Raw genomic sequence first — 13,730 nt, 5'->3', positions numbered from 1 at the left:
TTTCGGGCCGATGGTGGGGGCATTGATCCTGGCGGTGGCGGATTGGCGCTGGGTGTTCCTGGTGCATGTGCCGTTGACCTTGTTCACTCTGGTGTTGCTGCGCATCAGCGTGCAGGAATCCCGTGACCCGGCGGCCCATCGCCTCGATATAGCCGGTATGGCCACCCTCACCCTGGCAGTGTTCGCCCTGGTCTATTTCATCACCCAGGGCACCGAGAGCGGCTTTGCCACCCCGGCCATGCTCGGCTGGGCCGGACTGTCGGTGGGCAGCCTGTTGTTGTTCGTGGTTGTCGAGCGGCGCAGCCTGCATCCGATGTTCGACTTCTCGGTGTTTCGCATCCCGCGCTTCAACGGCGCGCTGATGGGCTCGATCGGCATGAACTTCAGCTTCTGGCCCTTCATGATCTACCTGCCGCTGTATTTCCAGGCCGGCCTGGGCTACGACACCATGCTCACCGGGCTCGCCCTGCTCGCCTATACCCTGCCCACGTTGGTGGTGCCGCCGCTGGCTGAACGCCTGGCCCTGCGCTATGGCGCCGAACGCATCATTCCATTGGGCCTGGGCCTGATGGGCGTGGGGTTTGTGACAATGGCGGCGATCAATTATAGCGGCCAGCCCAGTGTGGTATGGGTCCTGATCGCCTGTGGGATTGCCGGCAGCGGCTTGGCGTTTACCAACTCGCCCACCACCAACACCACCACCGGATCAGTTTCATCCGACCGCGCGGGCATGGCCTCGGGCATCGACTTCAGTGCACGGCTGATCACCCTGGCGCTGAATATCGCGTTGATGGGGTTGGTGTTGATACTCGGGATCGCTCATTACCTGGCTGGCGTATTGCCCGACACCGCGCAACTGGCCACCCTCAGTCAGGACATCGCCGCCGGCAAGCTGGACGTGTTGCCGCAGGGCCCAATGATCGCCCAGGCCGCGCTGCGCAACGGTGCGGGCTGGGCCATGTTGTATGCCGGCGTTGGAGCGTGCGCACTGGCGGCCTTGAGCGCCTGTTTTTTCCGGCGCAGCCCGCGCTGACCTTTTGCGCATAAAAAAACGGGCCTGCATCTGCAGGCCCGTTTTCAGTGGGGTTGAAAAAAGTATCAGCTATCAGCCGTTAAGCGCAGCCTGTTCGTTTTCCAGGAATTCCTCTTCTAGCTCGGCCTCGTCGGCCTTGGTATTGGGCAGGCTTTGACCCGCGGCGCGTGGTTTGCCGCGCAGTTTGCCGTACAGATGCTCCAGGGCATGCTCCAGCTTGGTCGCTGCGCCATCGATCGCCTGTTCCAGCGTATCGGCTTTATGGAGGACCGAAAGCGGTTGATGGCCTTTTGGCCGTGCTTCCAGTCGGCAACTCAGATCGTGTGGGCCGGGCTTGTCACCGTTCTCGTCCCGCAGGTAAACCTCGACGCGGGTCAGATCTTCTTCGTAACGTTCGAGCGTGCTCTCAATGGTGGTACGTACCCACTCCTCCAGTCGGATGCTGCTTTCAATATGGTTATCGCTATTGACTTGGATTTGCATAGTTTTCCCTTATTTCAGCTAGCTCGCCGAAGGCCATTCCTGCTTCACCGGATGGGTGAAAACCATGACCTCCTGATTACACAATTGAGCAGACAGAGGAACATTTCAACCCCTTTGCAAAGATAAATCCCACATTACAAATTAACCCTGACTACAACCAAAAACGCTGTTAGGGTGGGGAGTTAGTTACATCTTCTTACCGCCAACTTCCTTACAATTGCCCCTCTCCCAACGGGTGCAATCCGCGAAAAATCTCCGCTTCCTCCACCAGCCAGTCATGCACCGCCCGCACGCCCGGATGGCTCAACGCACCCGGCGCGTACAGCAGCACATAGCGTTTGTGGTTGGGAACGGCGAGGCCGAATGGCACGATCAAGGTGCCGCGTTCCAGTTCGTCATTGAGCAAGGTTCGCCGGGCAATCGCCACGCCCATGCCCGCAATCGCCGCCTCGATGGTCAGGTGGTTGCGGTTGAAGGTATGCCCGCGCCGTACGTCGGCGGCGTCATAGCCGATGGCGTTCAGGTAGAACTCCCACTCTGCGTACTCATAACTCCCACGCCAGGCAGTGATGTCGTGCAGCAGCGGGAAATGCACCAGGTCAGCGGGGCCATGCAGTGGCGGTCGCCCCCGCAGCAGGCTCGGTGCGCACACCGGGAAAATCTGCTCGTCCAGCAAGGCTGTGGACAACAAGCCGGGATAGCTGCCGTCGTTAAGGTCGATGGCCAGGTCGAAGTCGCCCTCGTGCAGGGCGACGCTGCTGTCTTCGGCAACCATGCGCAGCTGGATATCCGGGAAGCGCTGCTGCAAACGCGGCAAACGCGGGGTCAGCCATTTGCCGAGAAACGACGGGATCGAGCGCAGGCGCAAGGTGCCGCTGATCATCCCGGCGTCCAGCCGCTGCAACTCGGCATCGATGCTGCCATAGGCCTCGCCCACGGTGATCGCCAACCGCTGGCCCTCTGCGCTCAGCTCAACCCCGCGTGCGCGCCGATGGAACAGGCGAAACCCCAGACGCTCCTCCAACTGACGGATTTGCTGGCTGACCGCGCCCGGGGTGATGTGCAGTTCCTCGGCGCAACGGGTGAACGACAAATGCCGTGCCGCGCAGGAAAAAACGTGCAACCAGACGTAGGTCTGGCCATGAAGCGGGCGAGCCATAGGGTTTAGTCCTGCTAAAGGGTGTCTTAGGATAATTCGTTGGTCAGTGCCGATCCAGAGGCTCAGTATCGCGCCAATTCCGCTTGTCCTACAAAACATGGCAGCGATTCCTACTCCATTGCTTGTAAGGGTTTAGCATGGCTATCAGTGTTTTCGATCTATTCAAAGTGGGCATTGGTCCTTCCAGCTCCCATACCGTCGGCCCGATGCGGGCCGCGGCGACCTTCGTCCAAGCGCTTATCGACCAGCAATTGCTCGACGAAACCCGTCGGGTAGAAGTGCGTTTGTACGGCTCGCTGTCCGCCACCGGTGTCGGCCACGCCACCGACCGCGCCTGTGTGATGGGCCTGATGGGCGAATGGCCAGACAGCATCGACCCCACCAGCATCGGCCCACGCATCCAGCAACTGCGCGAGTCCGGCCAATTGCTGCTCGGCGGCCGCACGTCGATTGCCTTCAACTGGCAACACGACCTCCTGCTGCTGGACGAAAGCCTGCCCTACCACCCCAACGCCATGTCCCTGCATGCCTACGGCGAAAACGGCCCGTTGAGCGAGCAAACGTACTACTCGGTGGGCGGCGGTTTCATCATCGAAGCGGCAGAAGCCGAGTCCGGTATCGCGCCGACCAGCGAAGTGCAATTGCCCTACGACTTTTCGAGCGCCGTCGAACTGCTGGCCTTGTGCAACAAGCACGGCCTGCGGGTTTCCGAGCTGATGATGGCCAACGAGCGGGCCTGGCGCAGCGATGCCGAGATCCGCAGCGGCCTGCTGCATATCTGGTCGGTGATGCGTGAATGCGTCGAACAAGGCCTGCGCCACGAAGGCATCCTGCCCGGCGGTCTGGATGTGCCACGGCGCGCGGCGAAACTGCACCGCAGCCTGCTGGAAATCGGCAAACCCAACGTCATCACCTCGACCTTATCGGCCATGGAATGGGTCAACCTGTTCGCCCTCGCCGTCAATGAAGAAAACGCCGCCGGCGGGCGCATGGTGACGGCGCCGACCAATGGCGCGGCGGGAATCATCCCGGCGGTGCTGCACTACTACATGAAGTTCAACCCGGACGCGTCCGACGATGACGTGGTGAATTTCTTCCTGGCTGCCGCCGCCGTCGGCATCCTCTGCAAGAAAAACGCCTCGATCTCCGGCGCCGAAGTCGGCTGCCAGGGCGAAGTGGGTTCCGCCTGCGCCATGGCCGCTGCCGGCCTTGCGGACGTGCTCGGCGCATCCCCGGAGCAACTGGAAAACGCCGCCGAAATCGGCCTGGAACATAACCTGGGTTTGACCTGCGACCCGGTTGGCGGGTTGGTCCAGGTGCCGTGCATCGAGCGCAACGCCATCGCCGCGGTCAAGGCGATCAACGCCACGCAAATGGCCCTGCGCGGCGACGGCAAACACTTCATCTCCCTGGACCGGGTGATCCGCACCATGCGCGACACCGGCGCCGACATGCACGACAAATACAAAGAAACTTCACGGGGCGGCCTGGCCGTCAGCTGGGTGGAGTGCTGAGGAGCATTCCCTGATCGCCCCAACGTGAGCCCGCGCAAAAATAATAACGAGGCAATAACGATGACCGATGTACGTACACCTGCTGCCGAAAATCCCGCTGTAGACCTGACGCCGACCACCGTTACACAAGGCTGGAACAAACACGACACCACCTGGATGCTCGGCCTCTACGGCACCGCCATCGGTGCCGGCACCTTGTTCCTGCCGATCAACGCTGGCGTGGGCGGCTTCTGGCCGTTGATCGTGCTGGCGCTGCTGGCCTTCCCTATGACCTTCTTCGCCCACCGTGGGCTGACGCGCTTTGTGTTGTCGGGCAAATCCGGCGACATCACCGAAGTGGTGGAAGAACACTTCGGTATCGGCGCCGGCAAGCTGATCACCCTGCTGTACTTCTTCGCGATCTTCCCGATTTTACTGGTGTACAGCGTGGCGCTGACCAACACCCTGACCAGCTTTATGGAACACCAACTGCACCTGGCTGCACCGCCCCGGGCAATCCTGTCGCTGGTGCTGATCCTCGGCCTGATGGCCATTGTGCGCTGCGGCCAGGGCGTGATCGTCAAGGCCATGAGCGTGCTGGTGTACCCCTTCGTCGCCGCTCTGCTGCTATTGGCGGTGAGCCTGATCCCCAACTGGAACGGTGCGTTCTTCGCCTCCGCCAGCGAAGGCATGCCCCTGCCGGCCTTCTTCAAGACCCTGTGGCTGGCGATCCCGGTGATGGTGTTTTCCTTCAACCACTCGCCGATCATCTCCGCCTTCGCCGTCGACCAGAAACGCGTGTACGGCCCGCAAGCCGAACGCAAAAGCAGCGGCATCCTGGCCATGGCCCACAGCATGATGGTGCTGACGGTGATGTTCTTCTGCTTCAGCTGCGTGCTGGCCCTGTCGCCGGCTGACCTCGCCGCCGCCAAGGCGCAGAACATCTCGATCCTGTCGTACCTGGCGAACCACTTCCAGACCCCGGTCATCGCCTACGCCGCACCGTTGATCGCGCTGGTGGCGATCACCAAATCCTTCCTGGGCCACTACATCGGCGCCAGCGAAGGCTTCCAGGGCCTGATCGTCAAATCCCTGCGCGGGCGCAACCGCAGCATGTCGGCCAAGTGGCTGGAGCGCTGCACCGCGCTGTTCATGGTGCTCACCTGCTGGGCCGTGGCCACCTTCAACCCGAGCATCCTCGGCATGATCGAAACCATGGGCGGGCCGATCATCGCCTGCCTGTTGTTCCTGATGCCGATGTACGCCATCCGCCGCGTGCCATCCCTGCGCCAGTACTCGGGCCAGGCGTCCAACGTGTTTGTGGTGTTGATCGGTTTGATTGCGCTGTCTGCGATCGTTTTTTCGGTCATGCCCTGAAACGGATCACCGAACTCAAAAACACCACCCACCCACTGTGGGAGCGGGCTTGCTCGCGAAAGCGGTCGTTCAGCTGAGCAATCATTGGCTGACACACCGCATTCGCGAGCAAGCCCGCTCCCACAGGGGAAATTTGATGGCAGGCAGATTGCTGTACGGCACGCCCCTTGCTGTACAGCACTTGAGGAAAACGGACCTTGTGAAAACCTCAGCGAGCGAATGGCCGGTGGTCAGGAAACGCGAACTAATCCCGACACCGGTCGTCAATGACTGCATGTTCTTATCAGGCGGTAACGCACCATGGACAACCCTTTTCAGATCATCACCGACACCTTCGCCCCGAAATACCGGGTCAATTTAAGCATCCAGCGGCTGGACGGCAGCATCATGCTGACCCTGTCCGATGAAGACGGCGTCGTGGCCAAACGCATGATCAGCGCCGAACAACGCAACGACCCGCAGCGCCTGAAACGGCTGGTGCAGAGTGTGCAATTCGGGATTGCGATCGAGCAGGGGCATAGCGCGATGGAGATATTGGCGGTGATGACCGATGGGGACAGCCACCAGGTACTGCAGCGGCCGCCGGTCAGCAGGCCGCCGCTCAACGCAGGGTTCTAGAGCTCGCCCTTCTCTGTTTCAAGGCTCGCTTCGCCCTTGCGGCGCGGGCCTTCGACCTTCACCGACGGAAATGCCGACGACGCATACCGCACCACCAGAATCGCGAACGCCAGCAGCAGAATCCCACCGCACAGGTAGATGATGCCGATGTCGGGCGGGTTGTGGTGGGACACGTTGGAAATCAGCAGACGGGTCAGCGCCGTGATCGCCACGTAGATCAGGAAGCGCACCGGCATGTGGTTGGTCTTGAAATAAATCCCGACCATCGCCCCCAATTCCAGGTAGATGAACAGCAGCAAGATGTCATCGATCTTGATGTGCCCCGTCTCCAGCATCCCCAGAAATTCCATCACCGCGGCATAGGCGGTCACCGCACCAATGGCGAACAGTGCCAGGTAGTGGAAGGTCTCGACGAACAGATTTCCCAAGGACTCGGCCAGTTGGTGCACGGTCTTGCGCAGGTTTTCAGCCCAGTTGATTTTCACGATGATGCTTCCTTAGGTCGGCTCGACCGGATAATGCGGGTTGGACGTGACGGTTTCTCTGCATGCAGAAAAAAGGCCAGGGAACAGGGAGTGAGATGGTGGCGGGGTGATATGAGGCACTTATCTTGCTGCTCGATGATCGTTCCCACGCTCTGCGTGGGAATGCCGCCCCGGACGCTCCGCGTCCAATGCCCCACGGTTTCGGATAGAGGTGACGCGGAGCGTCACGGTATGCATTCCCACGCAGAGCGTGGGAACGATCCAGGTGACCGGGTGATTCAGGTCAGGTCGGGGCGACTTGGTCCAACGCCTGATCAACCAACAAACCACTCATTTCCAGCAGTTGATGGATCGCCAGCAACAAGCTGCGCTGTGGCCCCTCAAGCTCAAAAGCCAAGCTACAGGCCATTTCACGGGCACTGTTCAAGGTTTCGCTGGCATTGGCGAGTAAAGTTTCCGTGTCGGCATTGGGCGTAACGCTGAAAAGAATCGAGGAGGTTTCGGGAGGTGGTTCAGGTGTTTCAGGGCGCAGATAGTGATCAATCGCGCGGTTGGCTGCGGCTTGAAGACGGGTGTCAGTGTGTGAATCGTAAGGGGGACTCGGGGTAAGCTTTTTCATGGCACAGACTCTTTCGTATTAAGGGCCGTCCCCATCTGCCGCCAAGCAGATTGGGTGACGGATTGCACAAGGTTGGCGGACCGGTACGAAAGAAGAAAACCGGCACCCCGAAGGGTCCATGCGCAACCCGTCATGACACAGGAATACAAACGCCACGAAGCGTCTGCAATCTTGTTGGGACGTTGTTACGCCTTTCGTTACCGAGCCGCCAAGCCCGTCCGCTGCATTTGCAGCGCCCGAGGAAGGTAAGCGAACGGACGAAACCGGCGCAACCCCGGCAAGTTGTCAGAAATTTCTCTTGCTGCAAACCCCCGGATTCCAACTACATTAAAAAGCCACTACCCAAAGCCCATGGATTGGCTTATGCTTTTAGCTGTATATAAATACAGTAGTCGCAAAAACGCTTGGCGACACTCGAACCAAGGGCAACTCCCTTCAATACTGCACCGATGACGAGGCCGAAAAATGGCTGTTGAAACCCTGTATCGCAGTACCCGTGACCTGGAGACTACATTCGTGGATCGCAAACTTGCCGACGCACACGACCAGATGCTTGAGCTGGCAGAGTCCCTGATGGAAGTGCTGTTGAAAAACGTCGAAGGCTTGAGCGAGAAGCAGGCAGAAGATGCCGGTATTTTCATGGCCAAGAACCGCGCGGCGTTTGCGGCGGCGTTCAAGAACAATGCGAGTGCATTGGCGGAGATTGGGCAGCCAGCGGCTGAGTGATGCATTGCCAGTAGTGGCGAAAGGGCTTGCTGTGGCAGAGGGAGCTTGCTTTGAGCAAGCTCCCTCTGCCACAGGTTATGCGTTGATGCCTTTCACATGTGTCATGCCTGCCACAAGGTCTTGCCGAAGAACGTCAACGTGCGGTCCCACGCCAGTTGCGACCAGGCGGCATCGTATTGCGTGTCTGCAATCCGACCATCACCAATCGCCGTCTCGTTGGCAAACGCATGGCGCGCCAGGTAGCGATGGAAAGTCGCGTCCACACCCGCAGCATGCAGTTTTGCCTCCAGCTCCGCCACGGTGTCGATATTGAAGAAGGCATCCTGCGTGCCCCAATGCCCGATCAGCGGCGCCTTGATCTTCGAAGCATCCAGATACTCCAGCGGCGGGAAGCCGTACCACACCACGCCCGCAGCCACTTCCGGAATCGCGTTCAACGCCAGCAACGTCAACGCCCCGCCCATGCAGTAACCGGTCACACCGACTTTTTTCGAATCCGCCTGCAAGTACTGCACAGCACCCTTGATGTCCTGAGAAACCGCGTCACCAAAATCCAGCCCATCCATCAGGTGGTGAGCCTCTTCCTCTTCCACGGTCGACGCGCCGCGATAAAGGTCCGGCACCAACACGCGGTAACCGCATTCGGCCAGTCGATTGGCCACGCCCTTGATCTGATCGTTTACGCCCCACCATTCCTGGATCACCACGATCGCCGGCGCGCCTTCGAGTACCGCCGGGCTGGCCAGGTAGCCGTTGACGTCCGCGCCATCCGGGCGTTTGAAGGTGATCATGCGCCCGCTGGAGCGCCCTGCTGTTTGTTTGGACATGCCAACCTCGTTCTGATGGGTTTGAAAAAATAAGCCGATAACAGAGATATCTGTATTTGCACGTGTCCGCCACTGCGGGTGTATCAGAGTGTGTATGGATGCCCCTGAGATACACACGTACCGGCAATCGCGGCAGCGCGACACACGACAGATACACATCGGCGCTTAAGTGATGAAGCCTGTTCAACATTCAATCACCCAGGGCCCGGAAAATAAAATGAATAACCTCCCTTCTGTTGACCGTCTCACCGTCACCTCCTACACCAATGGGCTGCTCGGCCCCAGCCAGAAAATGCTCGGCCCGCTGGCCGACGGTGGCACCTTGATCACCGGCACCCCGCCCGGTTGCTGGGGCCCGATGATCACGCCGGCCTTTGAGGGTGGCCATGAAGTGACCCAGCCCGTGTTCATCGCCGGCGCCGAAATCGGCGACGCGGTGGCGCTGAAGATCAAGCGCATGCGCGTCACCTCCCTGGCCACGTCCTCGGGGGTCATGAGTTTTGTCGAAGGGCGTTACCACGGCGACCCGTTCGTCGCGAAGTTCTGCTCCAACTGCGGGCAAGAGCATCCCGCCAGCCACGTCCAAGGCATTGGCGATGACGCCATTCGTTGCGATGCCTGTGGCGCCGAGGTCAGTGCGTTTCGTTTCAGCAATGGTTACGTGATCGTTCTGGATGCCGAGCATCAGGTGAGCCTGACGGTCAACCAGGCCGTGGCGGATCGCCTGGCCGGCAAGGCATCGGACATGTCGGCGCTGCCCGAACTGTCTGCCCAGCACTCGATCCTGTCCCTGGCCCGCGCCGATATCCCGGGCCTGGCCGCGCATATGCGCCCATTCCTGGGCAACATCGGCACCACGCCTTCACGGGATCTGCCGGATTCCCACAACTGCGGCGACTTCGGCCAGTACCTGGTGGGCGCGCCCCATCGCTACAGCATGACCCACGATGAACTGCACGCCGCGAAAACCGATGGCCACATGGACACCAATTCCGTGCGCGAAGGCTGCATCCTGATCTGCCCGGTGAAGGTCCCCGGCGCCGGGGTGTACATGGGCGATATGCATGCTCAACAGGGCAATGGCGAAATTGCCGGGCATGCCACCGATGTGTCGGGGGAAACCGAACTGACGGTGCAGGTGATCAAGGGCCTGAGCCTGGACGGGCCGATCCTGCTGCAAAACCTCGATGACCTGCCGCCCATGGCGCGCCCGATGACCGCGGAGCAACGCCTGCGGGTGAAGGCACTGGGGGAGCGCTGGGGCCAGGTGGAGATCGAGGAGAACGCGCCCATCACCTTCATCGGCAGTGGGACCAATCTCAACGTCGCGACAGACAACGGACTGGAACGCGCCGCCGCCGTGACCGGGCTGCCGCTCGACGAAGTGCGCAACCGCGCGACCATCAACGGCTCGATTGAAATCAGCCGCCTGCCGGGAACCGTGCGGGTCACGATTCTGTGCCCGATGCACATCCTTGATCGTATGGGCGTGGGCCAACTGGCCCGGGAGAAATATCAGCTTTGACCCGCCTCAGCGGTACAGCAAGCGCTCCGCCAGCTCATCCGCTACCCGCGCGGGTGAGCGTTTTTCAGCCTGGGCATGGGCGAAGATCTCGGTCAGGCGCGTGCCGATGTTCGACAGGTGCGCGGTGATGGTTTCCAGCTCCGCACCGCCGTGCTTGAGGGCCACGTAGATCAGCCCACCGGAGTTGATCACGTAGTCCGGCGCGTAAAGAATCCCACGCCCTTCCAACTGATCGGCCACTTGCAGGTTGGTCAGTTGCGCACTGGCGGAGCCGGCCACCGCTGCGCATCGCAACTGCGCGACCGTGTAGCGGTTGAACACCGCGCCCACACCGCAGGGCGCAAGGATATCGCACGGAGTGCTGAGCAAGGCTTCGTTGGCAATCGGGTGCGCACCCAGTTGTTCCATCGCCAGTTGCACCTTGCCGTGGTCGATGTCGCTCACCAGCAATTCAGCCCCGGCGGCGTGCAGCTGCTCGGCCAGGGCATAACCGACGTTGCCCAGGCCCTGGATCGCCACGCGCAGACCTTCCAGATTATCGCTGCCCAGGCGAGCCATCGCGGTGGTGCGGATGCCGGCGAACACGCCCATCGCCGCGTGGGGCGAGGGATCGCCGGCCGCCGTGGTGCTGGTGACATAGCGGGTCTGCTGGGCGATGCAATCCATGTCGGCCACCGAGGTGCCGCTGTCGATGGCGGTGATGTAGCGGCCATCCAACTGCTCGATGCAGCGGCCGAAGGCTTCAAACAATGCCGCGCGGCTTTCCACATGGGCGGGGCGGATGATCACCGCATTGCCGCCACCCACCGGCAAACCGGCCAGCGCGGCCTTGTAGCTCATGCCCTGGGCCAGGCGCGCGGCATCCGCCACGGCACTTTCATCGTCGGGGTAAGAGAGGTAGCGGCAGCCTCCAAGGGCGGGACCCAGGCGGCTGTTGTGGATGGCAATGACCGCCTTCAACCCGGTGGCCGGGTCAACGCTCAGGTGCAGCGATTCAAGGCGGGTGCTGTGCATGAGCGCAAACATCGTCAAGCTCCCGAATCACTTCTGGTAGGCGCCAAGTATAGGACTGCCAGCGAAACCCTGCTGAAGCGCGCAGGAATAAGACCACCGGTTTTAAAGGGTTTGCGACATAAACAGGTAGGACCTGTCTTAAGGCACTGGACGAAAGTTCACAGCAAGGCTAAAACGAGACATCCGCCGGAGAACCCAATGAAGCCCCGCGACGCCTTTTTTGCCTGCCTGGAACGGTCACCGCCCGCGCTGTTTGAAGCCGCGCTGTGGATGGCGGCCGAGCACGACCCGGCGGTGGACCCCTTGGCCATCCTGCAGGACTTCAAGGTATTGCAGCAATTGGTCAGCCTCAGCATGCCGATGCTGCCGGCGGATGAACTCGGACAACCGTTGTTGCGGCGCATGAACGACCTGGGGTTCGCCCAGGATGACCACACCCCGCTGCGCCCCGCCGCCGCACTGCTGGACAAGGTATTGAAGCGTAAACGCGGGCAGCCGCTGGCCTTGGGGCTGATTGCCCTGGAGCTGGCGCGGCGCCTGGACATTCCGCTGGTGGGCGTCAACTTCCCGGGGCACTTCCTGTTGCGGGTGCCGGGCGCCGATCACCTGCTCGACCCCTGCGGCGGCCGACGCCTGTACCCCAACGATTGCCGCGACCTGCTGACCCGCCAGTACGGGCCCAATCTCAAGTTGCAGGCCGACCACCTGCACACCGCCGAGCCGCGATCGATCCTGCAACGGCTGTCGCGTAATCTGCGCCAGTTGCACCTGTCCAACGACGACCACCTGGCCGCTCTGGTGGACGCCGAACGCGTGCTGGAGCTGGGCAATGCCAGCGCCGCCGATTACCTGGCCCGGGCCAGTTTGTATCAGCGCCTGGATTGCCCGAACGCCGAGCGTTTTGACCTGGAACACGCGTTGATGCTCAGCGAAGACCCGATCCAGCGTCTACGCCTGACCGAACGGCTGGGGCATTTGCCGCCGAACTCTGTGGTGCATTGACTGGCGAGCGCACCTGGATAATCAACAACGCCGCTATCACCGCCGGAATCGCGCAGAAGAAGAAAATCTGCTGCACCGGTATGTGCATCGCCAGCAGCAGGCTGCCGAACAGCGGCCCCAGGATCGACCCGAACCGCCCGACACCCAGTGCCCAGCCTGTACCGGTGGCCCGCACGTGAGCCGGGTAGAAGTTACTGGCGAACGCGTTCAGGGTCAGTTGACCGCCGATGATGCAGAAGCCCGCCGCAAACACGCAGGCCACCAGATAGCGCGGATTGTCGTGATTCAGCCCCAGCAGGATGGTGCACACCGCAGCCGCTGCCAGCACGCCGGACAGTAGGCGCACTTTGCTTTTGAGCCGGTCGGCAAACCAGGCCATGCCGATGGCGCCCAGTGTCCCGGCGAACAGGAACATCGAGGTCACCAGATTGGCTTCGTTCAGGCCCAAACCGCTTTCCAGCAACAGCGAAGGCAGCCAGCTGATCATGAAATACAGCAGGATCAGGCTGACAAAAAACGTCGCCCACAGCAGTAATGTCGGGCGCGCGTAACCATGGCGGAACAGCTCCACCACCGTCAGTTTGCTGCCTTGCTCCTGGCGGTTTTGCTCCTCGCTCGCCGCCGGCGGGAGCCAGCCTGGCAGCATCCGCGCGGTGACTTTTTGCAGGCGCGCGTAAGGCGGTGCGTCACGCAGCAAGCGCGGCAGCGATTCAGGCAACATCCAGGCAAGAAACGGAAACAACAGCAAGGGCGTCACACCACCGGCGAGGAACACCGCCTGCCAGCCGAAGCTGTCGATAAACCCGGCCGCGACAAAACCACCGGCCGCACCGCCGAAAGAGAAGCCACAGGCGGCGAGCGTCACCATCAATGTTCGCAGGCGGGGTGGTGAGTATTCCGACATCAAGGCCATGGCGCTGGGCATTGCACCGCCCATGCCGATGCCGCAGATAAAGCGGGCGGCCATCAAGGTATTGAGAGAGTTGGCGAACACCATCAGCACCGTGAGGCTGGCGTAGATCAACACACAGCACAGCAGGATGCGCCGCACCCCGAAGCGATCCGCCAGCGGCGTGACGGCCAGGGAGCCCAGCGTCAGCCCCAGCAGGTTGGCGCTGAACACCGGGCCGAACGCGGCTTTTTCCAGGCCCCAGTCCTTGGCCAGCGCCGGTACTACGTAGCCCAGGACCTGGGCGTCGTAGCCGTCGGTGACCAGCAACAGCGCCAGCAACAGGAGAATCAACCACTGATAGCGCGACACCGGACGGGCGTCGAGTGCCGCACGAAAGCTGGCAATCTGATTGTGCATCGCAAGGGACCTGTATTGTTTTTATATATTTTGGACACGCTGAACATCATATGTGGGAGC

Annotated in this window: 14 protein-coding genes; 7 read left to right on the top strand and 7 right to left on the bottom strand. The window is 61.2% G+C overall.

Features of this window, described 5'->3' with window-relative positions; all coding sequences use genetic code 11:
* Window positions 1–1,033, top strand: a 1,033-nt coding sequence (locus HX869_RS25800; protein WP_178903833.1) for an MFS transporter, incomplete at its 5' end; no start/stop codon positions are given.
* Window positions 1,034–1,105: 72 nt separating this feature from the next.
* Here HX869_RS25800 and HX869_RS25795 read toward each other — a convergent pair.
* The gene (locus HX869_RS25795) at window positions 1,106–1,516 is read right to left on the bottom strand and encodes an HPF/RaiA family ribosome-associated protein (RefSeq protein ID WP_003212772.1); all 411 of its coding nucleotides are present in this window, start codon (window positions 1,514–1,516) and stop codon (window positions 1,106–1,108) included.
* A 211-nt stretch (window positions 1,517–1,727) separates the two neighbouring features.
* The gene (locus HX869_RS25790; RefSeq protein WP_003212775.1) at window positions 1,728–2,675 is read right to left on the bottom strand and encodes a LysR substrate-binding domain-containing protein; all 948 of its coding nucleotides are present in this window, start codon (window positions 2,673–2,675) and stop codon (window positions 1,728–1,730) included.
* A gap of 137 nt (window positions 2,676–2,812) precedes the next feature.
* Here HX869_RS25790 and HX869_RS25785 point away from each other — a divergent pair, with 137 nt between their 5' ends.
* The 3 genes from HX869_RS25785 to HX869_RS25775 all read left to right on the top strand — a co-directional run bounded on the left by HX869_RS25785 (window position 2,813) and on the right by HX869_RS25775 (window position 6,163).
* On the top strand, window positions 2,813–4,189 hold the full coding sequence (locus tag HX869_RS25785) for an L-serine ammonia-lyase (protein WP_008438553.1): 1,377 nt from the start codon (window positions 2,813–2,815) through the stop codon (window positions 4,187–4,189).
* Window positions 4,190–4,249: 60 nt separating this feature from the next.
* Entirely contained in the window at window positions 4,250–5,545 is a 1,296-nt protein-coding gene (locus HX869_RS25780; RefSeq protein ID WP_177020374.1) for a serine/threonine transporter, read from the top strand.
* Window positions 5,546–5,845: 300 nt separating this feature from the next.
* Complete coding sequence (locus HX869_RS25775; protein ID WP_003212781.1) at window positions 5,846–6,163, top strand: DUF3509 domain-containing protein; 318 nt, start codon at window positions 5,846–5,848, stop codon at window positions 6,161–6,163.
* Here HX869_RS25775 and HX869_RS25770 read toward each other — a convergent pair.
* Window positions 6,160–6,648, bottom strand: a complete 489-nt coding sequence (locus HX869_RS25770; RefSeq protein WP_003212783.1) for a phosphate-starvation-inducible protein PsiE — start codon at window positions 6,646–6,648, stop codon at window positions 6,160–6,162. The genes HX869_RS25775 and HX869_RS25770 overlap by 4 nt on opposite strands.
* Before the next feature lie 283 nt (window positions 6,649–6,931).
* Window positions 6,932–7,267: a DUF6124 family protein gene (locus HX869_RS25765; protein WP_177008193.1), complete on the bottom strand. Its 336-nt coding sequence runs from the start codon at window positions 7,265–7,267 to the stop codon at window positions 6,932–6,934.
* 465 nt (window positions 7,268–7,732) lie between these two features.
* Here HX869_RS25765 and HX869_RS25760 point away from each other — a divergent pair, with 465 nt between their 5' ends.
* Window positions 7,733–7,993 carry a YebG family protein gene (locus HX869_RS25760; protein WP_003212789.1) on the top strand — a complete coding sequence of 87 codons (261 nt, stop codon included), beginning with the start codon at window positions 7,733–7,735 and terminating at the stop codon, window positions 7,991–7,993.
* 101 nt (window positions 7,994–8,094) lie between these two features.
* Here the strand turns inward: HX869_RS25760 and HX869_RS25755 are convergent, their stop codons facing one another.
* Window positions 8,095–8,820 (bottom strand): dienelactone hydrolase family protein, encoded by a 726-nt coding sequence (locus HX869_RS25755; RefSeq protein WP_023659147.1) that lies wholly within the window; start codon window positions 8,818–8,820, stop codon window positions 8,095–8,097.
* Window positions 8,821–9,037: 217 nt separating this feature from the next.
* On the opposite strand from HX869_RS25755, the gene HX869_RS25750 reads away from it, so the two are divergent.
* A complete protein-coding gene (locus HX869_RS25750) occupies window positions 9,038–10,345 on the top strand; it encodes an acetamidase/formamidase family protein (protein ID WP_178903832.1) in 1,308 nt (435 codons plus the stop codon).
* Between the two features lie 6 nt (window positions 10,346–10,351).
* Here the strand turns inward: HX869_RS25750 and HX869_RS25745 are convergent, their stop codons facing one another.
* Window positions 10,352–11,371, bottom strand: coding sequence for a Glu/Leu/Phe/Val dehydrogenase dimerization domain-containing protein (locus tag HX869_RS25745; protein WP_010176963.1), 1,020 nt, complete (start codon window positions 11,369–11,371; stop codon window positions 10,352–10,354).
* A gap of 186 nt (window positions 11,372–11,557) precedes the next feature.
* Between HX869_RS25745 and HX869_RS25740 the strand changes: the two genes are divergently transcribed.
* A complete protein-coding gene (locus HX869_RS25740; protein ID WP_003212796.1) occupies window positions 11,558–12,361 on the top strand; it encodes a SirB1 family protein in 804 nt (267 codons plus the stop codon).
* On the opposite strand, the gene HX869_RS25735 is transcribed toward HX869_RS25740, so the two are convergent.
* Window positions 12,285–13,670: an aromatic acid/H+ symport family MFS transporter gene (locus tag HX869_RS25735; protein ID WP_177040116.1), complete on the bottom strand. Its 1,386-nt coding sequence runs from the start codon at window positions 13,668–13,670 to the stop codon at window positions 12,285–12,287. The two genes, HX869_RS25740 and HX869_RS25735, sit on opposite strands and share 77 nt — an antisense overlap.
* Window positions 13,671–13,730: the final 60 nt, after the last annotated feature.

Source organism: Pseudomonas sp. P7779 (assembly GCF_013386315.1).
Classification (GTDB): domain Bacteria; phylum Pseudomonadota; class Gammaproteobacteria; order Pseudomonadales; family Pseudomonadaceae; genus Aquipseudomonas.
This window is presented reverse-complemented; position numbering and strand designations above follow the sequence as displayed.

Bases quoted from the DNA above. Each gene is read 5' to 3' on its own strand.
- HX869_RS25750 (WP_178903832.1), top strand. From the start codon at position 9,038: ATGAATAACCTCCCTTCTGTTGACCGTCTCACCGTCACCTCCTACACC.
- HX869_RS25735 (WP_177040116.1), bottom strand. From the start codon at position 13,670: ATGCACAATCAGATTGCCAGCTTTCGTGCGGCACTCGACGCCCGTCCG.
- HX869_RS25775 (WP_003212781.1), top strand. From the start codon at position 5,846: ATGGACAACCCTTTTCAGATCATCACCGACACCTTCGCCCCGAAATAC.
- HX869_RS25790 (WP_003212775.1), bottom strand. From the start codon at position 2,675: ATGGCTCGCCCGCTTCATGGCCAGACCTACGTCTGGTTGCACGTTTTT.
- HX869_RS25795 (WP_003212772.1), bottom strand. From the start codon at position 1,516: ATGCAAATCCAAGTCAATAGCGATAACCATATTGAAAGCAGCATCCGA.
- HX869_RS25765 (WP_177008193.1), bottom strand. From the start codon at position 7,267: ATGAAAAAGCTTACCCCGAGTCCCCCTTACGATTCACACACTGACACC.
- HX869_RS25740 (WP_003212796.1), top strand. From the start codon at position 11,558: ATGAAGCCCCGCGACGCCTTTTTTGCCTGCCTGGAACGGTCACCGCCC.
- HX869_RS25780 (WP_177020374.1), top strand. From the start codon at position 4,250: ATGACCGATGTACGTACACCTGCTGCCGAAAATCCCGCTGTAGACCTG.
- HX869_RS25745 (WP_010176963.1), bottom strand. From the start codon at position 11,371: ATGTTTGCGCTCATGCACAGCACCCGCCTTGAATCGCTGCACCTGAGC.
- HX869_RS25760 (WP_003212789.1), top strand. From the start codon at position 7,733: ATGGCTGTTGAAACCCTGTATCGCAGTACCCGTGACCTGGAGACTACA.
- HX869_RS25785 (WP_008438553.1), top strand. From the start codon at position 2,813: ATGGCTATCAGTGTTTTCGATCTATTCAAAGTGGGCATTGGTCCTTCC.
- HX869_RS25755 (WP_023659147.1), bottom strand. From the start codon at position 8,820: ATGTCCAAACAAACAGCAGGGCGCTCCAGCGGGCGCATGATCACCTTC.